We start from the raw sequence: 26,072 nt of genomic DNA on the forward strand, positions 1-26,072 counted from the left end.
GGCTCGATGCAGCCCGGTCACCCCATAAGGGTGCCCGCCGACCGCCGAAGGGAGGGCAGGGCTACTGAGGGGCACATGGGAGATGGCCAGCGAGGGGGCACCGCAGGAAAGTCCCAGCGACACGCCGCAATTGGGGCCTATCCGTGGGACTTTCCCGGATTCCACTCCCAACACCCCCTCCCCGCACCCCAAATGCCCGATATGACGAAGCGAGGAGGGCGGCCCAGGAGGGCAACAAGACCACCCCAGTCACACACGCCCCAGCCCCCTCCCCTTCATCGCCACCGCCCGACCCAAGGTCGGTCGGACGCCCGTCAGCCCCAGCCTCACCACGTGGCCGAGCTGCACCGAACCAGTCCGCAAACGGCACGACGGGACCGGCCCATGCCCCGGAGCGAAGCCAGCCTGTCGGGCCGAGCCACGTCGTGTGACCGAGCTGCACCGAACCAATCCGCAGACGGCGCGACGGCCCGGCCCTGCCGCCGGACCGGAGCCGGTCTGCCGGGCGGCCCCTCCCCGCCTGACCGAGCTCTACCGAACCAGTCCGCACCCGGCAGGAAAACCGGGCACACGATGGGTCCTCCCCGTGAGTCCCCTCCCCTGGCCGCCCGGTCAAAAGGGTCTCTGCGGTGGAGGCGGGCCTGTCAAGGGTGGAGCGCAAGCGGAATCGGCGAAGCCGACGCGACCGAAGGGAGCGCCCTTTACAGGCACACCGGAACCGCCACACTCCGCAGAAGCCGGGCGGCCCCGGCCACGATCGAAGGCACCGGCTCACCCCAAGCAGCCGCCCCTACCGAGCACCGAATGGGCCGGTCGATACACGGCACGACACCCGCCACTGCCACCGGAGCGGAGCCGCACTGTCGGGCGGCACCCTCTCCGCGTGACGTCCGCCCCGAAAGAACCGGTCGGCAGACGCTTGACGAAGCCGGGACCCATCTCCGGACCGGCCGCGCACCCCCGCTCCTCCCAACTGGCGGCGCCCGCACCGAACTGGTCCGCACCCGGCACGACGACCGCCCCAGGCTCCGAGGCGGAGCCGGTCTGTCGGGCCCCGACTTCACCGCCTGGGCGAGCTCTACCGAACCAATCCGCACCCGGCACGAAGACCGCACAGCCCTACCGGTCCCTCCCGTGAGTCCCCTCCCCTGGCCGCCCGGTCAAGAAGGTCTCTGCGGTGGAGGCGGGCCTGTCAAGGGTGGAGCGCAAGCGGAATCGGCGAAGCCGACGCCCGAAGGGCGCCCTTTACAGGCGCGCCGGAACCGCCACACTCCGCAGAAGCCGGGCGGCCCCGGCCACCATCAACGACACCGGGCCACCCCCAAGCAGCCGCCCCAACGCCCACCACTCTGCGCCTCCACCCCTGCCAGGGACGGCAGTTCACCATCAGGAGGGGGCGGGTGGGTGGGGACGGAGCCGCGCGGCGGGGCGCAGGGGCATGTCAGCACCGGGAGGGTGCGCAAAGTGCCGCCCCGTTGGAGTGCCGGGCTCCCGAAGTGCCGGGCGGTCCCGGCGCCGAGTACGCCGCCGGGCCGTCGAAGTCCCGCTCCGATACGCCGCCCACTCTGCGCCTCCGCCCTTGTCGGGGACGGCAGTTCAGCTTCGGGTGGGTGGGGATGAGATGGAGAGCCCGGCAAAGTGCGTGCCGTCCAGCCCGCTTTCCGGAGCCCCCGTCACGCGGTGATGTGCGGTCACAAACACAGAGGCGTAACGGACCGATCCCTGGAAAGTCCCGAAACAACCCGTCATTAGACGTCGATTCCTGGGATTTTGTTCGGGTCCGCCCCGTGTGGACTCCCCCAACGCCCCACGCCCCAGCCCCTCGCACCAGGGAAATCTCAGGCCGCCTAGGCCCCCCCCTCTTGTGGTGAGATGATCTGCTGCTGCGTCTCGGGACGTGGGCAAACAACTCAACGGGGGAATGTTTCGGTGTCGCATCGTCCTGCCGACTGGCATGTACTCGATTTGGACAAGGACCCAACTCCAGGTGATCCGGACCGGGTTCGTAACCTCGCCAAGAATCTCCATGACTTCGCGGACGACGTATCGAAGGTGCTCCGCGACATCAAGGGGATGGCGGGCGAAGACGCCATCCTGACTTGGGCGGGCAAGACCGCCGAGTCCTTCACCGCCGAGTTCGAGGACGCCCCCGGCAAGCTGAAGAAGCTCAAGAAGAGCTACGAGATGGCCGGCGACGCCATAGCCGCCTACTGGCCCGAACTCGAGCGCGCCCAGGCACTCGCCGACAAAGCCCTCGCCAAGGGCCGTGAAGCGCAGACCAGCCTCAGTTCCGCGCAGTCCCGTCTCACCTCCGCCGAATCCTGGGTCGACCGCGCCGGCAAGGAAGCCGACAAGTACAAGGACGACGACGGCGGCGGTTCGAAGGCCGGCAAGGACGTGCCCAAGCCCGACCCCGACAAGGTCAAGGCCGCCACCCGCAACGCCACCGCCGCCGAAAAAGCCCAGTCCGACGCCAAGTCGGACGTGTCCTCCGCGCAGAGCAATCTCGATGCCGCGAAGAAGATGGCCGAGGACGCCCGCAAGATGCGGCAGAACGCCGCCGGCACGGCGAAGAAGAAGCTCGAAGAGGCTTCCGACGCCGGTATCCAGAACCGGAAGTGGTGGGAGGAGGTCGGGGACTGGGTCTCCGACAACTGGGACACCATCGTCGCCGTCTGCAAAGTCGTCGTCGCCGTACTCGGCGTCATCGCCCTGATCGTCGGCGGCCCGATCCTCGCCGCCATCGTCCTCGTCGCCGCCCTCGTCGTGCTCGCCGACACCCTCCACAAATACGCCAACGGAGAAGCAGGCCTACTCGACGTCGCCTTCGCCGCGCTCGACTGCATACCCGGCATGAAAGCCCTCACCTCCCTCCGCGGACTCGCCAAGGGAATGAAGGGGATCAAGGCCGGGCTCAGGGGGCTCGGCAAGGGGCTTAAGGGCGGGCTGCGCAAGGGGGCCGACGACGTCGCCGGCAAGGGCAAGCCGGCCAAGGGGCGCTGCAAGAACGGCGACCCGATCGACATGATCTCGGGCGAAATGCTGATGGAGAAGGCCGACGTCGAGCTGCCCGGCCTGCTCCCCCTCGTCCTCCAGCGCACGCATCTGTCCACGTACCGCTGGGGCCACTGGTACGGCGACTCATGGACCTCGACGCTGGACGAGCGGATCGAGATCGACGACAAGGGTCTGATCTACGTCACCGAGGACGGCCAGCTGCTGTCCTACCCCCACCCCGAACCCGGCGGTCGACCGGTGCTCCCCGCCCACGGTCCCCGCTGGCCGCTGAGCATCGACGACACCGGTACGGTCACGGCCGCCGACCCGCAGACCGGCCGCGTCCGTCACTTCCTTCCCCCTGCCGGGGAACAGCACGGAACCCTGCCCCTGCGAGCCGTCACCGACCGCAACGGCAACCGCATCGACATCGACCGCGACCCCACCGGCGCCCCCACGGCGATCCGCCACACCGGCGGCTATCACCTCAAGGTGGACACCGAAGATCACCGCGTCACCGCCCTGCGTCTCCTCTCCCCCGGCCCCGACCCCGACCCCGCACCCACACCCGGCAGCGGCAGCGGCAGCACCCTGATAGCCGCGTACAACTACGACGAAGTCGGCAATCTCGCCGAGATCCACGGCTCGACCGGACCACGGCTGCGCCTGGACTACGACGACGACGCCCGCATCACGTCCTGGACCGACAGCAACGACACCTGGTACCGCTTCACCTACGACGACGAGGACCGCTGCGTCCGCGGCGAGAGCACCGGCGGCCACCTCGCCTGCACCATCGAGTACCGCCCCGACGAGCGGGAGACCCGCTACACCGACGCCCTCGGCCAGACCACCGTCTACCGCTACAACGACCTCAAGCAGCTCCTGTCCGAGACGGACCCGCTGGGCGGCACCGTCCACTCCGAGTGGGACCGCTGGAACAACCTGCTCGTCCGCACCGACGCGCTGGGGCACCGCACCGAGAACACCTTTGACGAGCACGGCAACCTGACCGCGATACGTCCGCCGGACGGCAGCTGCGCCAGCGCGGTGTACAACGACCTCAACCTGCCCGTCGAGCTCGTCGGCACCGACGGCGCCGTCCTGCGCCAGGCATGGGACGAGCGCGGCAACTGCACGGGCATGACCGGCCCCGACGGCATGACCCACCGCTTCACCCACCACGCCAACGGAGCCGTCTCCACCGTCACGGACCCCCTCGGCCACACCATCGAGCAGCGCTGCGACGCGGCGGGTCTGCCGCTGGAGGTCATCGACCAGCTGGGCGCGGTGATCCGCTACGACCGTGACGCCTTCGGCCGCGCGCACACGATCACGGACCCGACGGGCCTGGTCACCCGCCTCGACTGGACGGTGGAGGGCAGGCTGGCACGGCGTACGGAGCCGGACGGTTCGTCGGAGTCGTGGACGTACGACGCCGAGGGCAACCGCACCTCGCACACGGACGCGATGGGCGCGACCACGACGTACGAATACACGCACTTCGACCTGATCGCGGCCCGCACGGACCCCGACGGCGTCCGCCACGAGTTCCTCCACGACACCCAGCTCCAGCTCCGCAAGGTCACCAACCCACAGGGTCTGACCTGGAGTTATGAGTACGACGCGGCAGGGCGGTTGGTGGCCGAGACGGACTTCGACGAGCGCACGCTGACGTACGCCCTCGACGCGGCGGGCCAGTTGGTGACCCGTACGACGGCCGCGGGCGACGAGATCACCTTCGAGCGGGACGCGCTGGGCCGGACGGTCACGAAGAACGTGGCGGGCGCCGCGATCACGCGCTACACGTACGACGCGACAGACCGCCTCACCGAGGCGGTGAGCCCGGACGTGACACTGACCCTGGAGCGGGACGCGTCAGGCCGGCTGGTCTCGGAAACGGTCAACGGCCGCACCCTGACCTACACGTACGACGCACTGGGCCGCCGCACCGGCCGCACCACACCGTCCGGCGCGACGAGCACCTGGACGTACGACGCGGCGGGCAACCCCACCGGACTGACCGCGTCCGGCAGGAGGCTGGCGTTCACGCACGACGCGGCGGGCCGGGAACTCACGCGTACGGTCGGCGAGGCCGTGACACTGACGAGCATGTACGACGCCATGGGCCGCCTGTCGGAACAGGAGCTGACGGGGCCGGCCGGCCGGCAGATCCAGCACCGTGCGTACACGTACCGTGCGGACGGCCATCTGACCGGCCTGGAGGAACGGCTGGGCGGCGCGCGGCACTTCGACCTGGACGCGGCGGGCCGCGTCACGGCGGTCCGGGCCGAGGGCTGGACGGAGACCTACGCCTACGACGCGGCGGGCAACCAGACCAGCGCGTCCTGGCCGGCCCCCATGCCGGGCCAGGAGGCGACAGGCCCCCGCGCCTACGCCGGCACCCGCATCACCTCGGCGGGCAACGTCCGCTACGAACGCGACACGGCGGGCCGCACCACCCTGCGCCAGAAGACCCGCCTGTCCCGCAAGCCCGACACCTGGCACTACGAATGGGACGCGGAAGACCGCCTGACCTCCGTGGTGACCCCCGACGGCACGAGGTGGCGCTACCTCTACGACCCGCTCGGCCGCCGCGTGTCCAAACAGCGCGTGACGGAACAGCGCGTGACGGAACAGGGCGCGGCGGAACAGCACATGACGAAGCAGGTCTCAGCGCAACAGGTCGTAACGGAACAGATCGACTTCGTCTGGGACGGCACGACCCTCTGCGAACAGACGACCCGCATCCCGGGAGCCGCGGAATCGCTGACCCTCACCTGGGACCACGACGGCCTGCGCCCCCTCGCCCAGACGGAGCGCAAACACCGCATCAACCACCTCACCGACGAAGAAGTGGACGCCCGCTTCTACGCCGTCGTCACCGACATCGTCGGCACCCCGACCGAACTCCTCGACGAACAAGGCGACATCGCCTGGCGCACCAGGACCACCCTCTGGGGCAGCACGGTCTGGAACCGGGGCGCCACCGCCTACACACCGCTGCGCTTCCCCGGCCAGTACTACGACCCCGAGTCGGAGCTGCACTACAACCACTTCCGGCACTACGACCCCGAGACCGCCCGCTACCTCACTTCGGACCCGATCGGCCTCAACGGTGGTTTCGCGCCGCACAGCTACGTTCCCAACCCGTACATGTGGATCGACCCCCTCGGCCTTTCCCTCCTCGACGTCAGCAAGAACGGCGTGCACATCGTCGTGCACGAGTACGACGTGGACAAACCGGCGCACGCCCATGTCACCGGCGGCGGGGGCAAGGAGGTCAGAATCGGTCCGAACGGCAAACCCCTCCACAACCAACCGGAGCTCTCGCGCAAGCAGCAGCAAGCGGTGGACCACTTCAAGCCGCAGATCAGGACCGCCGTCAGGAAGCTCGGCAAGCGGAGTCAGGCGGAGGAGCGGGAGAAGGCGAGGCTCGACGCCGAGAAGGCCGCCAAGAAGGCCTGCGACAAGGGATGAAGCGATGACATTGCACACCGATATGGCCGAGTTGCTGGCGCAGGCCGGCATCGACGACGTGGACGTCGACGAAGCCGTCGCGGACGAGCACGCCCGGACGTCCGCGTACCTGCGCGTCGTCTCGGTGACCGCCGCCTCGCAAAGCCGCGACCGGGACCGCGCGATCGTGGCGACGATCCTGCGCGACCCCAATGAAATGGGGGCCAAGACCGCGGTGGTCGCCCTCGTGGACGAGATCGCGGGGAAGGCGGCCGGTCCCGCCGAGTTCCGGCAGTGGTCGGACGGACTGCTGCCGGAGGTCGAGGCGCTCAAGACGGAGGCGTGGCGCGAGTTCATCCGCCGCCGCGTCCACGACTGGCTGTTCTACCTGTCCGTCAAGGACGGTCACGTGCCGACAGCGGCCGAGCTGGCGGAGGTCACGGACTGGATGCAGCGCTACCTGGCCGATTGGTCGATGTCTCCGGCGGTGCTCGCCGTCGTCGCCGAGTCGGCCCGCACCAAGAAGACGCGGAACATCGCGAAGAACCGGGCCGGAAGCCGCGAGCTGAGGACGGACTGAGCCGGGAGATGAACCCCGAAGGGGCAGCACCCCCGCACAGGGTGCTGCCCCTTCATCGTGGACCGGGACCGTCGCCGCATCGGTTCTGAGGGTCGGGGACACGGCGACGGTCCCGGGGCTCTACCGGTGGTCGCTGCCCGTGGAGTGGGAAGCGGCGCGGCCTGCCTCAAGGCGGGCCACCGGGATGCGGAACGGGGAGCAGGAGACGTAGTCCAGGCCCACCTCGTGGAAGAAGTGGACGGACTCCGGGTCGCCGCCGTGCTCGCCGCAGACGCCGAGCTTGAGGTCGGGGCGGGTGGCGCGGCCGGCCTTGACGGCGTCCTTGACCAGCTTGCCCACGCCGTCCTTGTCGATCGTCTCGAACGGGGAGACGCCGAAGATGCCCTTCTCCAGGTACGCCGTGAAGAAGGAAGCCTCTACGTCGTCTCGGGAGAAGCCCCACACCGTCTGGGTGAGGTCGTTCGTGCCGAAGGAGAAGAACTCCGCGGCCTCCGCGATCTGGTCCGCCGTGAGCGCGGCGCGCGGCAGCTCGATCATCGTGCCGAGCGCCAGCTTCAGGTCGACGCCCGTGGACTCGATGACCTCCGCGATGACCTGCTCGGCCTCCTCGCGGACGATCTCCAGCTCCTGGACCGTGCCGACGAGCGGAATCATGATCTCCGCGCGCGGGTCGCCCTTGGCGTTCTTCCGCTCGGCCGCCGCCTCGGCGATCGCCCGGACCTGCATGGTGAACAGGCCGGGGATGACGAGTCCGAGGCGTACGCCGCGCAGGCCCAGCATCGGGTTCTGCTCGTGCAGGCGGTGCACCGCCTGGAGCAGGCGCAGGTCGTTCTCGTTGGCGTCCTCGCGGGACTCGGCGAGGGCGACGCGGACCGACAGCTCGGTGATGTCCGGGAGGAACTCGTGCAGCGGCGGGTCCAGGAGGCGGACGGTGACGGGCAGGCCGTCCATCGCCTCGAAGAGCTCCACGAAGTCGCGCTTCTGGAGGGGGAGGAGTTCCTTGAGGGCTTCCTCGCGCTCCTGCTCCGCGTCGGCCAGGATCAGGCGCTCGACCATCTCGCGGCGCTCACCGAGGAACATGTGCTCGGTGCGGCACAGGCCGATGCCCTGCGCGCCGAAGCGGCGGGCGCGGAGAGCGTCCTCGGCGTTGTCCGCGTTGGCGCGGACCCGCAGTCGGCGCACCCGGTCCGCGTACGCCATGATCCGGTGCACGGCGGCGACCAGCTCGTCGGCGTCGTCGGCACCCGCGTGCATCCGGCCCTCGAAGTACTCGACGACCGGGGAGGGGACGACCGGGACCTCACCGGCGTACACCTTGCCCGTGGAGCCGTCGATGGAGACGACGTCGCCCTCCTCGACGACCGTGTCGCCCACGGTCATCCGGCGGCGCTTGGTGTCGACCTCCAGGTCCTCGGCGCCGCAGACACAGGTCTTGCCCATGCCGCGCGCGACGACGGCCGCGTGGGAGGTCTTGCCGCCGCGGGACGTGAGGATGCCTTCCGCCGCGATCATGCCGTCGAGGTCGTCGGGGTTGGTCTCACGGCGGATCAGGATGACCTTCTCGCCCGAGCGCGACCACTTGATGGCCGTGTACGAGTCGAAGACCGCCTTGCCGACCGCGGCACCCGGCGACGCGGCGATACCGCGGCCGAGCTGCTCGACCTTCGCGCTCTCGTCGAAGCGCGGGAACATCAGCTGGGCGAGCTGCGCGCCGTTGACGCGCTGCAGCGCCTCGGCCTCGTCGATCAGGCCCTGGTCGACGAGCTGCGTCGCGATGCGGAAGGCGGCACCGGCGGTGCGCTTGCCGACGCGGGTCTGCAGCATCCACAGCTGGCCGCGCTCGATGGTGAACTCGATGTCGCACAGGTCCTTGTAGTGCGTCTCGAGCGTTTCCATGATCTGCATGAGCTGGTCGTACGACTTCTTGTCGATCTGCTCCAGATCGGCGAGCGGGACCGTGTTGCGGATGCCCGCCACGACGTCCTCGCCCTGCGCGTTCTGCAGGTAGTCGCCGTACACGCCCTGGTGGCCGCTGGCCGGGTCGCGGGTGAACGCGACGCCCGTGCCGGAGTCCGGGCCGAGGTTGCCGAAGACCATGGAGCAGATGTTGACCGCGGTGCCGAGGTCGCCGGGGATGCGCTCCTGGCGGCGGTAGAGCTTGGCGCGGTCCGTGTTCCACGACTCGAAGACCGAGCGGATCGCGAGGTCCATCTGCTCGCGCGGGTCCTGCGGGAAGTCGCGACCGGCCTCGGTCTTGACGATCTTCTTGAACTTCGTGACCAGCTTCTTGAGGTCGGCGGCCTCCAGGTCGGTGTCGACCGTGACCTTCTTGGCCGCCTTCGCCGCCTCCAGGGCGTCCTCGAAGAGCTCGCCCTCGACGCCGAGGACGGTCTTGCCGAACATCTGGATGAGACGGCGGTACGAGTCCCACGCGAAACGGTCGTCGCCGGACTGCTTGGCGAGGCCCGTCACCGACTTGTCGGAGAGCCCGATGTTCAGGACGGTGTCCATCATTCCGGGCATGGAGAACTTGGCGCCCGAGCGGACCGAGACGAGCAGCGGGTCGTTGGCCTGACCCAGCTTCTTGCCCATGGTCTTCTCGAGGGCGTCGAGGTGTGCACTGACCTCGTCGCGGAGCTCGACCGGCTCCTCGCCGCTGGCGAGGTAGGTCTTGCACGCCTCGGTGGTGATGGTGAAGCCCGGAGGAACGGGCAGACCGAGGTTGGTCATCTCGGCGAGGTTCGCGCCCTTGCCGCCGAGGAGGTCCTTGAGGTCCTTGTTGCCCTCGGTGAAGTCATAGACGAACTTCACGCCCGCACCGCTCTCCGTCGCTACGTGGGGATCTTTGTTTTCCGACACGGGTCTCGACTCCTCGAGGACTCGGTGGCTGCCCTGACGGCGAGGAACATACCCAGATCGAAGGCACCTGGGTACGTCCACTTGTGCGTCATACGGCTGTAACCACCCGTCCGCCAGTAGATCGAAAGTAACTCGGCGGTAGCCCGGCAGGAGATCATTCGTTCAAGTCTTGAATGATCAACCCCTGTAGAACCTGGGATTTGCTCAGATGAGCAGAGAAATTTCAGATGTGAGTTCATCTTCTGAATGATCGAGCGGTGGCACTGAGTGCCACCCCTTGGAGAAGTGCAATCGCCCAAGATCCGCTCATCTGAGCGCAACCCCTATCAGGGGTGGCGAGAATCACGCTGTCCGGAGCGGCCGTATGTCAGTATCCGGACCGCATTCCGGACGGTCGGCCACCGCAATCCCGGACGCCTGCCGCCGCTCAGATGCCGAGCGCGGCGAGCCGCTCCTCGGCCCGCCCCGGCGCGTACAGGTGCTCCACCACCAGCGCACCCGCCCCGACCAGGCCCGCACGCTCCCCGAGCCGCGACGTGACGATCTCCAGATGAGCGGTGGAGCGCGGCAGGGCCCGCTGATAGAGCAGCTCGCGCACCCCCGTGAGGAAAGGCGTTCCGGCCATATCCCCGGCGATCATCAGAACCCCGGGGTTGAGCAGCGTCACGACCGTGGCAAGCACCTCGCCCACGCGGCGCCCCGCGTCCCGCGCGAGCCCGACGGCCTCGGGGTGCCCGGCGTCGAGCAGCGCCCGCACATCTGAGCCGGACGCGGCGGGGACGCCCGCATCGGTCAGCCGGGCGGCGACCGCGCGGCCGCTGGCGACGGCGGCCAGGCAGCCGTAGGAGCCGCACTTGCACAGCGGGGCGGGGTCGCCGGAGCCGTCGAGGACCCGTATGTGCCCGATGTCCCCGGCGCCCCCGTCGATCCCCCGGTACACCGCGCCGCCGACCACGACGCCCGCGCCGATGCCGGTGGAGACCTTGACCAGGGCGAACGCCGAGCAGTGCCGGTACCCGACGCGCTGTTCCCCGTACGCCATGAGGTTCGCGTCGTTGTCGACGAGCACCGGGATGTCGGCGGGGCCGCCCGTGTGCTCGGCGAAGGCGCGGCTCAGCCGGCCCCTTATGTCGTACCCGTCCCAGCCCGGCATGATCGGCGGCTGGACGACCCGGCCCGTCTCGCTGTCCACCGGGCCCGGCACCGCGAGCCCGATGCCGCACACAGTCCCCGCGTCGCGGTCCGCCTCGCGCAGCAGCCCGGCGAAGCGGACGCCCAGCTCGCCGAGGACCGCCTCCGGGCCGTCCTCGATCGACAGGGGGCCCGCGTGCTCGGCGAGGATCTCGCCGGTGAGGCCGAGCAGGGCGGTGCGGGCGTGCCGGGTCTCCAGGTCGGCGGCGAGCACCACCGCGTGCGTGTCGTCGAACTCCAGGCGGACGGCCGGGCGCCCGCCGAGCGGCGAGCCGCTCCGGTCGCCGGGACCCGCCGCCGCCTCGCGCAGCCAGCCCGCGCGGAAGAGCCGGTCGAGGCGCTGGCCGACCGTGGCCCGGGAGAGCCCGGTGACCCGCTGGAGGGCGCCGCGCGTGCCGGCCCGCCCGCTGCGCACCAGGTCGAGCAGGTCACCGGCGCCGGCGTGGGGTCCGGTCGAGCGCCCCGCCGCCTGCTGCCCCGTGTGAGCCGTCCTGTCCGTCATCCGCTCTCCCCTTGCGCTCATCAACTCCACGTTACATATTGAGTTTTGCGCGTTAAGTAGACGTAACCCTATGCTCGACAACACCAAACTGACAGAGCGTCGAGCCCCTCGGGGAGTTCCGCGTGGACCATGCAGCCCAGTTGACCGCTCACCGGGCCCCCACGTCCCTGCGCGACCGTGCCGCCGACGTGCTCCGGGCCAACTGGACCGGGACGTCGACCGTCCCCTCCCGTGAGCTGTATCCGCACCAGTGGTCCTGGGACTCCGCGTTCATCGCCGTCGGGTCACGTCATCTCTCGCCGCTGCGTGCGCAGTTGGAGCTGGAGACGCTGCTGTCCGCCCAGTGGGGCGACGGCCGCGTCCCGCACATCGTGTTCAACCCCGCCGTCCCGCTGGACGCCTACTTCCCCAGCCCCGACTTCTGGCGCTCCACGACGGCGGGGCGCGCGGCGGGGGCGCCCCGCGCCGTGCAGACCTCCGGCATCGTGCAGCCGCCGGTGCACGCGCTCGCCGCCTGGCTGGTGCACCGGTCCGACCCCGGCCTCTCCCGCGCCCGCGCCTTCCTCGCCCGCGCCCACCCGCGCCTGGCCGCCTGGCACGGCTATCTGCTGGCCCGCAGGGACGCGGGCGGCGCGGGCCTCACCTCCGTGGTCCACCCCTGGGAGCAGGGCATGGACAACAGCCCTTGCTGGGACGCCCCGTTGAGCCGTGTGACACCGGCGGACCCGGCGGCGTACCGGCGTGCGGACCTGGACCACGGGGCGCCGGAGGACCGGCCGACCGATCTCGACTACGGCAGATATGTGCGGCTCGCCGCCGACTACCGCGACGGGCGGTACGCGGACGGGGCGGGCGGGTTCGCCGTGGAGGACCCGTCGTTCAACGCGCTGCTGATCGCCTCCGAGTACGCACTGGCCCGTATCGAGCGCGAGTTGGGCAGGGCGGACGCGGCAGTGGGCCGGGCGAGCCGCGCGGACGACCTGACCGGCGTACTGGTGGACCGGCTCTTCGACCCGGCGCGCGGCATGTTCTTCTGCCGCGACCTGCTCTCCGGGGACCTGGTGCCGGAGCGCGGCATCAGCGGTCTGATCCCGCTGATCCTGCCCGCGCTGCCGCCCTCCGTCGCCGCCGCGCTCGTACGCACCGCGCACGGACCGCACTTCAGGCTCGGCGGCGCGGCCCGCCTCGCGCCGAGCTACGACCTGACGGGCAGCGCCTTCGACCCGCGCCGCTACTGGCGCGGGCCCGCATGGTTCAACACCAACTGGCTGCTGGAGCGGGGACTGAGGCTGCACGGCGAGCGCGCGCGGGCCCAGAGCCTGCGGCGCGCGCTGCTCGACGTGGCCGGGGAGTCCGGGTTCGCGGAGTACGTGGACCCGTACACGGGGCGCGGCTGCGGTGCGCGCGGCTTCGGCTGGAGCGCCGCGCTCGCCCTTGACCTGCTGCTCGACGATCCCGCCGGGCGTACCGAGGGAGGGGTATGGCAATGAGTGACCGGCATCAACTGCTCGTGCGGGGCGGCACGTTCGCCACGATCGGCGCGGGCGGCGACATCAGCGGCGTCCGGGGCAGCGGCACCACTCCGGACGGTCTCTTCGTGCGGGACGCCCGCCATGTGAGCCGCTGGCAGCTGACCGTCGACGGGGCGGTGCCGGAGATCCTCACGCCGGTGACGGAGGCCGACGCGGGGGCGGGCGCGGCGCGCTGTGTCCTGGTGCCGCGCGGCGGCCGCCAGGAGCCGCCCGCGTACACGGTCTTCCGCGAACAAGCCGTCACCGACGGCGCGTTCGTGGAGCGGCTGCGGGTCACCAGCAACCGCGCGGTGCCGACGACGGTGCACATCGCGCTGACCGTCGACGCCGACTTCACCGACCAGTTCGAGCTGCGGGCCGACCACCGTACGTACGCGAAGACCGGCGCCGTCAGGTCGCGGCGGGTCATCGGCGGCGGGGACGAAGGGCCTGTGCAGGGCGTCGAGTTCGGCTACCGGCGCCGCGAGTGGCGCTCCGGTACGACGGTGACGGCTGCGCCCGCGCCGGACGCCGTGGAGGAGACCGGCACGGGCGCGCGGCGGCTCGTCTGGTCGCTCGGCCTCGACGCGCACGGCACCGAGGAGATGGCACTGAGTGCCGCGGCGCATCCGCACGGCGCACCGGCCCCTGAAGTACCACGGGCGCCCGCCGACGCGGTACGCCGGTTCGCCGCCGCCGAGGCGGACTTCCTGGCGGGGGTGACGCTGCCGGGCGCCTGGCCCGAGCTGGCGGCGGCCTGTCGCCGCGGCCTCGCCGACCTGGCCGTGCTCCAGGTTCCGGCGGCGGGCCCGGACGGCGAGGAGCTGCGCGTCCCGGCGGCCGGCGTCCCCTGGTTCCTGACGCTCCTCGGCCGCGACGCCCTCCTCACCTCCCTCTTCGCGCTGCCCTATCTTCCGCGTCTGGCGGCTGCGACGCTCCCGGCGCTCGCCGCGACGCAGGCCACGGAGGCCGTCGAGGGCGCGGTCGCCCAGCCGGGCAAGATCGTGCACGAGGTGCGGCACGGGGAGCTGGCGCACTTCGGGCAGGTCCCCTACGGCCGCTACTACGGCTCGGTCGACGCGACGCCGCTCTTCCTGGTACTGCTCGGCGCGTACACGGAACAGACCGGCGACACCGCCCTGGCCCGCCGTCTGGAGCCGCACGCGCGGGCCGCCGTCGGCTGGATCCTGGACCACGGCGGGCTCACCTCGCGCGGCTATCTCGTCTACCGCGCGGACGAGGGCGGTCTCGCCAACCAGAACTGGAAGGACTCCCCCGGCGCGATCTGCTCCGCCGACGGCAGCCGCCCCACGGGCCCGGTGACGGCGGCGGGCGCGCAGGGGTACGCGTACGACGCGCTCGGCCGCACTGCCTGGCTGGCCCGCACGGTCTGGGACGACAAGGTGTACGCCGATCTGCTCACGCAGGCGGCGGCCGATCTGCGCGACCGCTTCCAGCGGGACTTCTGGATGCCGGGCCGGGGCTTCCCCGCGCTCGCCCTGGACGGCGCGGGCAACCAGGTCGACGCGCTCGCCTCCGACGCAGGCCATCTGCTCTGGTCGGGCCTCCTCGACAAGGAGTACGGCGAGGCGGTGGGCCGCCGCCTCCTGGAGCCGGACTTCTTCTCGGGCTGGGGCGTACGGACGCTGGCGGCGGGCCAGGCGGCGTACCACCCGCTCTCCTACCACCGCGGTTCGGTGTGGCCGCACGACAACGCGCTCATCGCCCTCGGCCTCGCCCGCTACGGCCTGCACGACGAGGCGCGGGCGATCGCCCGCGGGCTGGTCGCGGCGGCGTCGACGGGCGGCGACCGGCTCCCGGAGGTGCTCGCCGGGTACGGCCGTGCGGCGTATCCGGGGCCGGTGCCCTACCCGCACGCCTGTGTACGGGAGTCACGCTCGGCGGCGGCTCCCCTGGCACTGCTCACGGCGGTGGGCGGGGCCTGACGAGGGTCGGCGGGGCCTGACGGCGGTCGGCGGGGCCTGACGGCGGTCGGCTAGGCCGCTTCCGGCTCGGGCAGCGCCAGCAGCTCCTGCCGGTGCCGCCCGGCAAGCGCGGCGGCCTTGGGCCCGCCGAGCGCGGCCACGCCGATCAGCCGCTCACCCCGGTAGTAGCCGTACAGCACGTCCTCGTCGGCCGACTCCGGGTCCCCGCACAGGAGTTGGGCCCGCTCGGCGAGGTGCGGCTGGCCGAACGACTGGAGGCGCATCGCGAACTGGTCGCTCCAGAACGAGGGCAGCGGCGCGAACGGCGCCATGCCGTGCTCCTGGCCGGTCAGCCCGGCGACCAGGACCCGCGCCGCGTGCTTGGCACTGTCGGAGGGGATCGACCAGTGCTCCACGCGCCGCGCCGCGGCCCCGTATCTGGGGTTGGGGAAGCGCGCCACGTCCCCGACCGCCACCGCGTGCGGCAGCCCGCCGATGCGCAGATGGGCGTCGCACAGGATGCCGTCACTGAGGTCGATGCCGTCCGTGGCGGCCAGCCACTCCGCGTTGGGCAGCGAGCCGACCGCCTCGATCACCACGTCCGCCGCGCACCGCGTCCCGTCGTCCAACAGGGCGTATTCCTCGTCGAGTTCGGCGACCAGACGCCCCATGCGGAAGCGCACCCCGTGTGCCTCGTGCCGTCTCCGCAGCACTCGGGCGAGGCCCTCGCCGAGCGCCAGGACCATCGGCTCGGACTCCGGCGCGACGACGGTCACCTCGCACTCCGCCTTGCGTGCGGTGGCCGCCACCTCGCAGCCGATGAAGCCCGAGCCGATCACCACCACCCTTACGCCCTCGGCCAGTTCGGCACGCAGGTCCGCCGAGTCCTCCAGAGTGCGTACGACGTACCGTGGCGGCCCGCCGGTGAGAGGAAGCCTGCGTGGCCGCACCCCCGTGGCGGCCACCAGACCCTCGTACGCATGGATGGAACCGTCGGCCAGCGTGAGCGTGCGCGCGGCCAGATCGGCGGCGGCGACCGCCGTGCCCAGACGCCACTCGACGTCCTGGACGCTGGGGCGGCGGCGCAGCACGGTGGCGGCGGCCGGGGCCTCGCCCGCGAGTACCTCCTTCGACAACGGCGGTCTGTTGTAAGGGAGATGGGGCTCGTCCCCGTACACCGTGATCTTCCCCTGCCACCCGGCGGCACGCAGTTGCTCCGCCGCGCGCAGTCCGCCGAGCGACGCGCCGACGACGGCGATTCCCGTCGGGGGCACGGCGGCTCAGCCCTCGACCCGGATGGCCTGCAGCGGACAGACATCGGCGGCGTCCTCGGCGTCGGCGATCAGTGAGTCGTCGGGCTCGGCGACGTACGTGAGGTGTCCTTCGTCGTCGAGCGTGAAGATGTCGGGCGCGGCGAAGACGCACTGCCCGTGGTCCTGGCAGACGTTCATGTCGACGGTGATCTTGAGCATCTCAACTCCCGGTGCGGGTCGGCGGATCAGCGGCGCGGCGGGCGGACGCCGCGGAACTCCCAGTCGCCGCCGAGGGCCGTGGAGACGACCTCCTCGGACTCGGTGGGCTGGGCGCCGACGTCGGGACGGATCGCCGTCGGTCCCGTGACGATGTGGTTCGTGAGCCGCCCGAGGCCTTCCGCCTCCACCTCGACGACGTCCCCGGGGCTGACCGGCCGGGAGCCCGCCGGGGTGCCGGAGAGCAGCACGTCGCCGGGTTCCAGGGTGATCGTGCGGGCGATGTCGGCGACGAGGTAGTGCATGTCCCACTCCATCTCGTCCGTCGAGCCGTCCTGTACGAGACGGCCGTTGACGTAGGTGCGCAGGTACTTGCCGTGGAAGTCCCAGCCGGTGACGAGGCCGGGGCCCAGCGGGCAGAGCGTGTCGGAGCCCTTGACGCGGAGCATCGAACCGGCGTCGGTGTCCCGGAAGTCGTGCAGGCCGTAGTCGTTGGCGACGGTGTAGCCCGCGATGTACGCGCCCGCGTCCGCGGGGGCGACATTGCGGCAGGTGCGGCCGATGACGATGCCGATCTCGCCCTCGTAGTTGAGGTACTTGCAGCCTTCGGGGCGGACGACGGCGCCGCCGTGGGCGTTGAGCGCGGAGACCGGCTTGTGGAAGTAGGTGGGCGCGGGCGGCAGGCCCACCCCGAACTCCGCGACCCTGCTGCGGTGGTTGAGGTGCACGGCGACGACCTTGGAGGGGCGCACGGGCGGGAGGTGGCCGGCCTCGGCCGCCTTGACGCGCCGGCCGTCGGCGGCGACCAGTTCGTCGCCGTCGCGCATGACCTGGACGGCGGCCCCGTCGAGGAGGATCCGGCGGTACTCGGTGGTGGTCATGCGGCGCCCTCGCTCCGGTCGGGGTCGGTGGCGGAAGCGATGCCGGTCCAGCCGCCGGCGGGGCGGTCGAACCACAGGTGCATCTGTCCGGTGCCGACCGAGTTCTCGTACGCGCTGTAGGCCCGCCCGGGGGCAGAGCACCGCTCTTCTCCGAGAGCACCGATCATCATCAGGTAGTGCCCGAAGCGGGCCTCGGGCTTGTGCGTGAGGAACTCCGGCATGGCGCGCAGGACCTGGGCGTGGTCGCCGCGCTCCAGCCAGGCGACGCGCCGCGCGTCGGCGGCCCGCGCCTCGGGCGTCCGGATGTGGGAGGGCTCGCTCGACTCGTGGTCGCGCAGCTGCCGCAGCGGCCAGAAGGTGTGCGAGAGCGCGCCGGAGGCGATGAGCAGCACCTTGCGGTCGGGCAGCGCGGCGATCCCGTCGGCGAGGGCGCGGCCGAGCCGCAGATGGTCCTCGGTGTCCCCGGTCTGGCAGACCCCGATCGACACCCACCTCTTGGCGGGGAGGCCTTCGCCCAGGTACTTCCACAGGTTGATGGTGGCGTAGAAGACGGGCAGGTAGGGGTCGTCGATCGGGGTGATCCAGGTGCCGTGCCGGTCGGCGAACCGGGCCACGGAGTACGCCAGTTCGGGGTCGCCGGGATAGTCGTACGGCATCCGGCACATGCCGCGCGGCAGCTCCTCGGAGGTGTAGAGTCCGGCGCGCCGGTCCTGGGCCGAGACGACGAACTCGACGGTGGTCGCCCAGTGCGAGTCGAGCACGACGACGGTGTCGTAGTCGAGCGTCTCGAAGACGTCGGCGCGCAGTCGGCGCAGCCCCGGCACGAGGCTGATCTCGCGGCCTTCGTTCAGCTCCTTGCGGGTCTCCTCGGGGAGCACGATGGTCGGCACGTGGGCGAGCAGGCCCGCCCCGACGATCTCACCCATGGCTGCGCCACCCCTTCCCTGCCGTCACGGTGTTCTTGAGGTCGCAGTAGAAGTCGAACGACCAGTCGCCGCCCTCGCGTCCCACTCCGGACTGGCGGGAGCCGCCGAAGGGCGCGGAGAGATCGCGTACGAAGAAGCAGTTGACCCAGACCGTGCCGGCGACGAGCCGTGCGGTGATCCGGTCGGCGCGGTCGCGGTCGCCGGTGGCGAGGGTGGCGGCGAGGCCGAAGCGGGTGCCGTTGGCGAGGCGTACGGCCTCGTCCTCGTCGCCGTCGGGGAAGGTCTGGAGGGTGAGGACGGGCCCGAAGACCTCTTCCTGGACGATCTCGGATTCCTGGTCGACGTCGGTGAGGAGGGTGGGCAGGTAGTAGTGCCCGCCGAGCAGTCGGCCGGCCTCCTCGTTGGGGCCGCCGCCGACGAACGCCTTGGCTCCGGCGTCCAGTGCGCGCCGGACGAATCCGTCGACGCGCTCCACGTGCCGGGGGTGGATATTGGGACCGAGAGCAGTGCTCTCGTCGCGTGGATCTCCCTGGGACCGGGTCAGCTTCGTGACCCGGTCAAGAAAGAGACCGAGGAAGGTGTCGCGTACGGACTCCTCGACGAGCAGGCGGGTCGCGGCCAGACAGACCTGTCCCGCGTTGTCGTACTGCTCGACGGCGAGATCGGCGGCCAGCTCCAGGTCCGCGTCGGCGAAGACCAGCAGCGGCGACTTGCCGCCCAGCTCGAAGCTGCACGGCACGAGGTGCGCGGCGGCCGCCCCGGCGATGCGACGCGCGGTGGGCACGGACCCGGTGAAGCTGATGCGGCGCACGTCCGGGTCGGCGACGAGCGGGGCCCCGGCCTCATCGCCGTACCCCTGCACGACGTTGAAGACCCCTGGCGGCAGCCCCGCCTCGTGCGTGATGTCCGCGAAGAGCGAGGCCGTCAGCGGGGTCCACTCGGCGGGTTTGAGCACGACCGTGCAGCCCGCCGCGAGCGCCGGCGCGATCTTCCAGCTGGCCAGCATCAGCGGGGCGTTCCACGGCGTGATGAGGACGGCGGGCCCCGACGGGTCCCACGTGACGTGGTTGGTGTGGCCCCGGGTGTCGAAGTCGTCGTGGGCGAGGGCGAGGAGGCGGTCGGCGAAGTAGCGGAGGTTGTGGGCGACGCGGGGCATGACACCACGGCGGTGCGAGGTCAGGAGGGCGCCGTTGTCGGCGGTCTCCACCCTCGCGAGGTCCTCGGCGCGGGCGTCGACCCCGTCGGCGACGGCGTGCAGCAGCCGGGCGCGCTCGGCGGGCGGGGTGGCGGCCCAGCCGGGGAACGCGGCGCGGGCGGCGGCGACGGCCGCCCGAGCCTCGGGGGCGCCGCCCCGGGCGATCTCGGCGAGGAGGGTGCCGTCGACGGGCGAGTGGTCGGTGAAGGTCTCGGCGGAGGCACGGCGTTCGCCGCCGATCCAGTGCCGGGTGTCCACGGGGACGTCGGCCACGGTGGCGGTGGCGGCGTGGGGGGTGCGCGGGGTGCCGGGGGTGTTCTTCGGTGGGCCGGGAGCCATGAGGTCGTCCTCCGGTTCGCCAGTTCGTTTGAACCCAAACAACATTATGAGCGATGGGCCTACGGGGTCAACCCCTCGAAGGGGACGTGGAGTTGAACCGCGGGGTGAACTATCGTTTGAGACCAAACGACTGGAGGCGCACGTGGCACGGACTCGCGGGACCCGTCCGCTGATCGCGCTGCCGCAGCGGTACGCGGCATCGACTTCGGCACTGCGGTACGAGGCGGTGGTGACGGCCCGCGCGCTGGCCGAGGCGGTGTTCCGCGCGGGCGGGGAGCCGTTCATGATGCTGCCGGGTCCGGCCGGGGAGGCGGCGGGGCGGCTCGCGCGGTGTGACGGGGTGCTGCTGCCGGGGGGCGGGGACGTGGCGCCCTGGCGGTATGCGACGGACGGCGCCGCCGGGACGCATGACTCCGTGTACGACGTCGACGACGCCCAGGACGCGTTCGACCTCGCGGTGGCGCGGAGTGCGCTGGAGCGCGGGGTTCCGCTGCTCGCGGTGTGCCGGGGGATGCAGGTGGTGAACGTGGCGCTCGGCGGGTCGTTGCGGCAGGACATGGGGGCGGGCGTGGCGCATCGGCACGTGGTGCACCGGGTGCGGGTGACGGCCGGGTCGACCGTGGCGCGGGCACTGGGTGGCGCGGAGTCGGCGTCCGCGTCCTGCTTCCATCACCAGTGCGTGGCCGAGCCGGGGCGGGGACTTGTCCCCGTGGGGTGGGCCGAGGACGGGACGGTCGAGGCACTCGAACTGGCCGGGGCGGCGGGTTGGTTCGCGGCGGTGCAGTGGCATCCGGAGGACTTGGCCGCCTCGGATGCGGCTCAACAGGGGTTGTTCGACGGGCTGGTCCGAGCGGCCGGGGGCGTCGACGCGGGCTGAACAGGGATCAGGAGCTGCGGGCGGTGTGGTGGTCCAGCAACCGCGTGAGGAGCCCCACCAGTTGGTCGCGTTCCGCCGCACTCAGCGGCGCCAGCAACTCCTCATGGAGATCGTCCAGGAGCCCGTCCAGGCGGGGCAGCCACCGGCGCCCCTTCTCGGAGATCGTGATGATGTTGCGGCGGCCGTCGGCGGGGTCCGGGGAGCGGTCCACCAGGCCCCGCCGGGTCAGTTCGTTGAGTACGCCGACCATGTCGCTGCGGTAGATGCCGGAGCGCCTGCTCAACTCGGCCTGGCTGCCCGGACCGTACTCCTCCAGAGAGGCCAGCACGGCGTAATGCCACTTGCGCGCGTCGACCCCGGCAAGGCCCTCGGTGATCAGACGGTCCGAGCGCATGGTCAGCTGCGAGAGCAGCCGGCTCGCTCGCCGACGCAGCCGCGCGGGCGTCCTGAGCGCGCGGGCGTCGGGCAGGCCGGCGACTTCGGGCAGGCCAGCGGCGCCGGGCAGCTCAGCAGCGTCGGGCAGGTCAGCGGCTTCGGGCAGGTCAGCGGCTTCGGTGCTGGTCATGGCGCCCATCCTATTCATTGCGTTAGTCCCACTAACGATGTAGCTTCGGAGGCTCCAGGAAGGAAGATCCGCCATTCCCATCAAGATGCTGCAGATTCCCAACCCGGACGGCCTGGCCGACGCCTTCGCCGCCTTCCCTGAAGACAACGACAACGGGCCGTACCCCGGCGTGCTGATGTACCCGGACGGCTTCGGCATCCGGCCCGTGCTGCGGGACCTGGCCGGCGAACTGGCCGCGCACGGCTACTGCGTACTGGTCCCCAACTTCCTCTACCGGCACGGCCCGTCGCCGGTCGTCGACCTTCCCGAACACATCGGCGAAGCGGCCCGCCCCGCGATCATGGAGCGGCTGATGCCCCTGATCATGGCGCACACGGCCGAACAGACCCTGAGCGACTCCGCCGCCTACCTCGACTTCCTCACGGCCCGGCCCGAGGTCGCCGACGGCCCCGTCGCGGTGACCGGCTACTGCATCGGCGGTCTCCTCGCGACACGCACCGCCGTGGCCCACCCCGGCCGGGTGGCCGCGCTCGCCGCGTTCCACGCACCCGTGGGCGCCGCCGGACCCGACACCCTGCAACGCCTCACCGCCCGGGCGCACTTCGGCCACGCCGAGTCCGACCTGACGCCCGAGACGCTCGGCGAGCTCAACCAGATCCTGGACGACGCGGGGGTCGACCACACCTCCGAGATCTACCCCGGCACCGTCCACGGCTTCACCATGTCCGACACGGACGCCTTCGACTCCGAGGGCCTGCACCGCCATTGGGACCGCCTGCTCCCGCTCCTCGCGGGCACCCTGACGCCCAAGGACTGACCGCGCGGCGGGCCGGGGCGGCTACCCCCTGGCCCGCCTGCCGCTCCTGCGCGGCATCGGGTCCGCCCCGTCGAGGAGTTCAAGACGCCGCTCCTCGCCCTTCTCCTCCGTCCGGACCACGATCTTGCGGAGCAGGTCGGCCAGCGTCCGGCACTCGTCGTCCGTCAGACCCTCGGTCACGAACGCCTCCTCCCCGTTGAACGCCGGGAACACCTCCCCCATCAGGCGCTCCCCCTCCCCCGTGAGCCGCAGCAGCGCGAGCCGGCCGTCGTCGGGGTGGCCGCGCCGCTCGATGAGCCCGCGCCCGGCCAGCGTCCGCGCGACCCCGGTCAGCGTCCCCTTGGAGATGCCCGCCTCCTCGGCCACGTGCCGGGTCTCCATCTCCCCCCAGATCCAGACGACGTACAGGACCACGAACGACGTCCACGTCAGCTCGGCGCCCCGCAGCACGGAGTTCTCGAAGTGCTGGCGCACGGCGGCGGCCGCCCGGTAGATGTTGGAGACGGCGGCCATCTGCTCGTACTTGACGGGCGTGCCGCCGAGCTTGGCCCGGACCGCCTTCTCGGTCTCGTGGATGGAGCGGTCGCCCGTCACGTGAGTGTCCCCTCGTTCCTGTTGTTCCGGCCGTCGTTCCTGTGGTTCCGGCCGACGGACCCAGTCTCCCAAGACCTCTTGCCGGGGCACACGGGCGTCCGTACCATCAGCGCCACTCGAAATTCGTACGGGTTCAAACGATAACCCGTTTCCGGCGGAACCGCCTTCCCCTCTCCCCCTCTCCCCCTCTCCTCTCCCCGGAGTCCCGGTATGGCCATCGACCAGCACGGCGTGCCGTCACCCGCGCCGCCCGTCTCCTCCGCCGCCGCTCCCCGCCGCCGTATCGGCGTGACCGGCATCGTCTTCTTCGTCGTCGCCGCGTCGGCCCCGCTGACGGTGGCCGCCGGAGGCGTCCCGCAGTCCCTCGGCGTCACCGGCGTCCTCGGCATCCCGCTGCTGTATCTGATCATCGGGGCCGTGCTGGCGCTCTTCAGTGCCGGGTACGCGGCGATGAGCCGGCACATCACCGGGGCGGGGGCGTTCTACGCGTACACCGCGCAGGGCCTCGGCCGTACCGCCGGTGTCGGCGCGGCGTTCGTCGCGCTGCTCGCGTACAACGCCATGCAGATCGGCATCGCGGGGCTCTTCGGGGCGACGACCGCGCAGTTCATCGAGTCCAAGTCCGGTGCGGACATACCCTGGTGGGCCCTGGTGCTCGCCTGCACGGCGGTGGTCGGGGCGCTCGGCTACCGGCGCGTGGACCTGGGCGTGAAGGTACTCGCGGTGCTGCTGGTCCTGGAGTTCGGCACCGTACTCGTCTTCGACATCGGCCAGTTCGCCGACGCGCCCGAGGGCATCTCGGCCACCCCCCTCACCTGGGGCGCCGCGACGGACGGCTCGCTCGGGGTCGCGCTGTGCTGCGTGTTCGCCGCGTACATGGGCTTCGAGTCGGCCGCGCTGTACAGCGAGGAGTGCCGCGATCCGCGCCGCACGGTGGCGCGCGCGACCTATGTCGCCGTGGGTCTGATCAGTGTCTTCTACGCCGTGACCGCGTGGGCGATGATCAGCGGCGCGGGCACCGGGCAGGCGACGAAGGTCGCGGCCGAACAGGGCCCGGAGATGCTGTTCTTCCTCAGCGATCGGACGGCGGGGCTCGGCACCGTCTTCTCCGACTTCGCCCAGCTCTTCCTCATCACCAGCCTGCTCGCGGCGCTGCTCTCGTTCCACAACGCCGTTGCCCGGTACGTCCGTTCACTGGGCCGGGAGGGCGTACTGCCGCGCGGTCTCGGCGCGCTGCATCGGCGGCACGGGTCGCCGCACCTCGGTTCGCTGCTCCAGACCGCGCTGACCGTCTGCGTCGTCGCCGTGTTCGCGCTCGCGGGGCGCGACCCGGTGGCGGACGTCTTCACGTGGCTGACGAACCTCGGCGCGCTGGGCGTCATCCTGCTTCTCTTCGCCACATCGGCCTCGGTGATCGGCTACTTCGCCCGCGGCGGGCGCTCATCGACCGAACCCCTGTGGCACCGGCTGATCGCACCGGTCCTGTCGGGCGTCGCGCTGGCGGTCGTCTTCTGGCTCGCGCTGACCAACTTCAGTGTCCAGCTGGGGGTTTCCGACGAGAATCCACTGCGGTGGGCGCTGCCCTGCCTGATCCTCTTCGCGGCGGCGGCCGGGATCGCGTGGGGGCTGTGGCTGCGGGCGTTCCGGCCGGGGACGCATGCGGGGATCGGGGCGGGGGAACCGCCGCAGGAGTCCGGCGCGGATGCGAAGGTGCAACCGCCCGCAGCTGATCAAGGAAGCTGACCAGAGGAGCTGACCAGAGGAGCTGTTCGGGCAAGCTGTTCAGAGCAGCTGCTCACAGAAGCCGCCCAAGGAAAGAGAGCCTCCGGCATGGCCGTCATCCACCGCACCGAACTCAAGCCGTCCAAGCTGGAGTTGCTCACCGCCTGGCTGCCCACCCGCCCTTGGTACGCGGGCGGCTCGGGCGGGCCCGAGCTGACGAAGGCCGGGGGGTTCCGGCTCGACGACCCAAGCGGCGAGGTAGGCATCGAGTTCATCGTGGTCACCGATGCCGCCGCGCCCGGCGCCTCTTACCTCGTGCCCCTCAGTTATCGCGGAGTCCCGCTCACCGGCGCGGAGCACGCGCTCGTCGGCACCATGGAGCACGGGGTGCTCGGGCGCCGCTGGGCCTACGACGGCTGCCATGACCCGGTGCTCGTCGGCCAGTTGCTCGCGCTGGCCGAGGGCCGGGCGCAGGCCCAGGACCAGAACGTGAGCGACGCCCCCGACCGGGAGGTCGCCGTCTCGTACGCAGGTGAAGGCCCCCTCACGCCGGAGGTCACGGCCACCGACGACCAGGAGGGAACGCTCCTCCGGCTCGCCGACCCGCACGGCACGGCCCTCCGCCTGCACCGGACCCTGCGGCCCGCCCCCGACGGCCGGCCGCTCCCTCCGCAGGGGGCGATCGGCCACGTCACCGGCGCCTGGAACGCCCCGGACGGCACCCGCGCACGGGGCGTCTTCGCGTCCCTGCACACCGGCGGCGACCGGGCATAGCCGCCGCTACAACGCCCGCTCCAACAGCGTCCCGCCGTTCCAAGTGACGCCGACCTGCCGGTAGTACGCGCCGATCGGCTCCTCCACCGTCAGGGCGGCCAGCTCTTCCGTGGGCGCGTCGAAGAGGTCGAGTTCGGCGTCGCCCGACCAGGGCCGGCCGCCCTCGAAGGAGGCGGCTCCGGAGGCGATGAGTTCGTCCAGGGCCAGGCCCTTGCCGTCGACGGCGGGGAGTTGGCGGTGGTGGGCCATGGGGTGGGCGTTGACGAAGCCGTTGCTCTCCGAGGGTTCGCGCAGCGTCACCACGGCCTGGGCCAGGCGCCGGTCGGCCGCGGCGAGGGTGGCCCCGAAGGCGGCGCCCGCCTCGATGCGGGGAGCGGGGCCGTAGGGGTGGGGCCTGGTCAGGTGGATGGAGCCGAGCTTCTTCGGGTAGCCCTGGTGGATGCCGCGGGCGACGGCGAAGTCCTTGTCAACCCAGATGAAGACACAGCGCGAGTACGTACGTCCGCGGTATCCGCAGCGTACGACGGCGAAGCACTCCTTGTACTGCGCCCGCACCGGGTCGAGCAGCTCGGCCCGGGAGTTTCCGCAGGACTGCCAGTCGGCCCAGATGAGCGCGACGGCACCGGGGTCGCGGTCGGCCAACTCCAGTGGTTCTGGAAGGAGTTCGCGTACCTTGGCCGGGTCGGTGCGGTACTCGACGGTGAGGAGGTCACCCGAGTAGTGCCAGGGCGGCGCGGGAATGAGGGCTGATCGCCCGGTCGCGGTCCGGGGCGGAAAGAATCCTTGGACTCCGGCCATGCGAGGGCTCCTTACCGTCCGGACACAGCTTCGTTTGGCCCCGTACGATAGACCTTCGGCGGGGCGCTGTCACTGGGGGAGCACCGGCACC

General features: G+C 71.4%; 18 protein-coding genes. 8 read left to right on the forward strand and 10 right to left on the reverse strand.

The window, feature by feature from the left end; all coding sequences use genetic code 11:
• Positions 1-1,929 precede the first annotated feature (1,929 nt).
• Both ACIBKX_RS04140 and ACIBKX_RS04145 read left to right on the forward strand, forming a co-directional pair.
• The gene (locus ACIBKX_RS04140; protein WP_363277601.1) at positions 1,930-6,477 is read left to right on the forward strand and encodes an RHS repeat-associated core domain-containing protein; all 4,548 of its coding nucleotides are present in this window, start codon (positions 1,930-1,932) and stop codon (positions 6,475-6,477) included.
• A gap of 4 nt (positions 6,478-6,481) precedes the next feature.
• Positions 6,482-7,036: a hypothetical protein gene (locus ACIBKX_RS04145; protein WP_363277600.1), complete on the forward strand. Its 555-nt coding sequence runs from the start codon at positions 6,482-6,484 to the stop codon at positions 7,034-7,036.
• A gap of 120 nt (positions 7,037-7,156) precedes the next feature.
• Here ACIBKX_RS04145 and ppdK read toward each other — a convergent pair whose 3' ends face one another.
• Both ppdK and ACIBKX_RS04155 read right to left on the reverse strand, forming a co-directional pair.
• The gene (ppdK, locus tag ACIBKX_RS04150; RefSeq protein ID WP_363277599.1) at positions 7,157-9,895 is read right to left on the reverse strand and encodes a pyruvate, phosphate dikinase; all 2,739 of its coding nucleotides are present in this window, start codon (positions 9,893-9,895) and stop codon (positions 7,157-7,159) included.
• 427 nt (positions 9,896-10,322) lie between these two features.
• Positions 10,323-11,588 carry an ROK family protein gene (locus ACIBKX_RS04155; protein ID WP_363277604.1) on the reverse strand — a complete coding sequence of 422 codons (1,266 nt, stop codon included), beginning with the start codon at positions 11,586-11,588 and terminating at the stop codon, positions 10,323-10,325.
• Positions 11,589-11,710: 122 nt separating this feature from the next.
• Between ACIBKX_RS04155 and ACIBKX_RS04160 the strand changes: the two genes are divergently transcribed.
• Together ACIBKX_RS04160 and ACIBKX_RS04165 are read left to right on the forward strand one after the other, a co-directional pair.
• Positions 11,711-13,078 carry an MGH1-like glycoside hydrolase domain-containing protein gene (locus ACIBKX_RS04160; RefSeq protein WP_363277598.1) on the forward strand — a complete coding sequence of 456 codons (1,368 nt, stop codon included), beginning with the start codon at positions 11,711-11,713 and terminating at the stop codon, positions 13,076-13,078.
• Positions 13,075-15,045 carry a glycogen debranching N-terminal domain-containing protein gene (locus tag ACIBKX_RS04165; RefSeq protein ID WP_363277597.1) on the forward strand — a complete coding sequence of 657 codons (1,971 nt, stop codon included), beginning with the start codon at positions 13,075-13,077 and terminating at the stop codon, positions 15,043-15,045. The genes ACIBKX_RS04160 and ACIBKX_RS04165 overlap by 4 nt, the downstream gene beginning before the upstream one ends.
• 50 nt (positions 15,046-15,095) lie before the next feature.
• Here ACIBKX_RS04165 and ACIBKX_RS04170 read toward each other — a convergent pair whose 3' ends face one another.
• The 5 genes from ACIBKX_RS04170 to ACIBKX_RS04190 are packed head-to-tail and all read right to left on the reverse strand — an operon-like array spanning position 15,096 to position 19,834.
• On the reverse strand, positions 15,096-16,298 hold the full coding sequence (locus ACIBKX_RS04170) for an FAD/NAD(P)-binding oxidoreductase (protein WP_363277596.1): 1,203 nt from the start codon (positions 16,296-16,298) through the stop codon (positions 15,096-15,098).
• 6 nt (positions 16,299-16,304) lie between these two features.
• A complete protein-coding gene (locus tag ACIBKX_RS04175) occupies positions 16,305-16,496 on the reverse strand; it encodes a ferredoxin (RefSeq protein ID WP_363277595.1) in 192 nt (63 codons plus the stop codon).
• A gap of 26 nt (positions 16,497-16,522) precedes the next feature.
• Positions 16,523-17,374 (reverse strand): fumarylacetoacetate hydrolase family protein, encoded by an 852-nt coding sequence (locus tag ACIBKX_RS04180; protein WP_363277594.1) that lies wholly within the window; start codon positions 17,372-17,374, stop codon positions 16,523-16,525.
• A complete protein-coding gene (locus ACIBKX_RS04185) occupies positions 17,371-18,300 on the reverse strand; it encodes a catechol 1,2-dioxygenase (RefSeq protein WP_363277593.1) in 930 nt (309 codons plus the stop codon). The genes ACIBKX_RS04180 and ACIBKX_RS04185 overlap by 4 nt, the downstream gene beginning before the upstream one ends.
• Positions 18,293-19,834, reverse strand: coding sequence for an aldehyde dehydrogenase (locus ACIBKX_RS04190; RefSeq protein ID WP_363277592.1), 1,542 nt, complete (start codon positions 19,832-19,834; stop codon positions 18,293-18,295). The genes ACIBKX_RS04185 and ACIBKX_RS04190 overlap by 8 nt, the downstream gene beginning before the upstream one ends.
• 142 nt (positions 19,835-19,976) lie before the next feature.
• Between ACIBKX_RS04190 and ACIBKX_RS04195 the strand changes: the two genes are divergently transcribed.
• Positions 19,977-20,711: a type 1 glutamine amidotransferase gene (locus ACIBKX_RS04195; RefSeq protein WP_363277591.1), complete on the forward strand. Its 735-nt coding sequence runs from the start codon at positions 19,977-19,979 to the stop codon at positions 20,709-20,711.
• 7 nt (positions 20,712-20,718) lie between these two features.
• Here the strand turns inward: ACIBKX_RS04195 and ACIBKX_RS04200 are convergent, their stop codons facing one another.
• Complete coding sequence (locus ACIBKX_RS04200; RefSeq protein WP_399375630.1) at positions 20,719-21,276, reverse strand: MarR family winged helix-turn-helix transcriptional regulator; 558 nt, start codon at positions 21,274-21,276, stop codon at positions 20,719-20,721.
• An 85-nt stretch (positions 21,277-21,361) separates the two neighbouring features.
• Here ACIBKX_RS04200 and ACIBKX_RS04205 point away from each other — a divergent pair, with 85 nt between their 5' ends.
• Positions 21,362-22,093, forward strand: a complete 732-nt coding sequence (locus tag ACIBKX_RS04205; RefSeq protein WP_399375631.1) for a dienelactone hydrolase family protein — start codon at positions 21,362-21,364, stop codon at positions 22,091-22,093.
• A gap of 21 nt (positions 22,094-22,114) precedes the next feature.
• Here ACIBKX_RS04205 and ACIBKX_RS04210 read toward each other — a convergent pair whose 3' ends face one another.
• Positions 22,115-22,687 carry a MarR family winged helix-turn-helix transcriptional regulator gene (locus ACIBKX_RS04210; RefSeq protein ID WP_363277589.1) on the reverse strand — a complete coding sequence of 191 codons (573 nt, stop codon included), beginning with the start codon at positions 22,685-22,687 and terminating at the stop codon, positions 22,115-22,117.
• A 210-nt stretch (positions 22,688-22,897) separates the two neighbouring features.
• Here ACIBKX_RS04210 and ACIBKX_RS04215 point away from each other — a divergent pair, with 210 nt between their 5' ends.
• Both ACIBKX_RS04215 and ACIBKX_RS04220 read left to right on the forward strand, forming a co-directional pair.
• Positions 22,898-24,430: an APC family permease gene (locus tag ACIBKX_RS04215; RefSeq protein ID WP_363277588.1), complete on the forward strand. Its 1,533-nt coding sequence runs from the start codon at positions 22,898-22,900 to the stop codon at positions 24,428-24,430.
• A gap of 87 nt (positions 24,431-24,517) precedes the next feature.
• Positions 24,518-25,183, forward strand: a complete 666-nt coding sequence (locus tag ACIBKX_RS04220; RefSeq protein WP_363277586.1) for a 1,4-alpha-glucan branching protein — start codon at positions 24,518-24,520, stop codon at positions 25,181-25,183.
• A gap of 6 nt (positions 25,184-25,189) precedes the next feature.
• Here the strand turns inward: ACIBKX_RS04220 and ACIBKX_RS04225 are convergent, their stop codons facing one another.
• Positions 25,190-25,981 (reverse strand): acetoacetate decarboxylase family protein, encoded by a 792-nt coding sequence (locus ACIBKX_RS04225; RefSeq protein WP_363277584.1) that lies wholly within the window; start codon positions 25,979-25,981, stop codon positions 25,190-25,192.
• Positions 25,982-26,072 lie beyond the last annotated feature (91 nt).

This window comes from Streptomyces sp. NPDC050658 (genome assembly GCF_044457025.1).
Classification (GTDB): Bacteria; Actinomycetota; Actinomycetes; order Streptomycetales; family Streptomycetaceae; genus Streptomyces.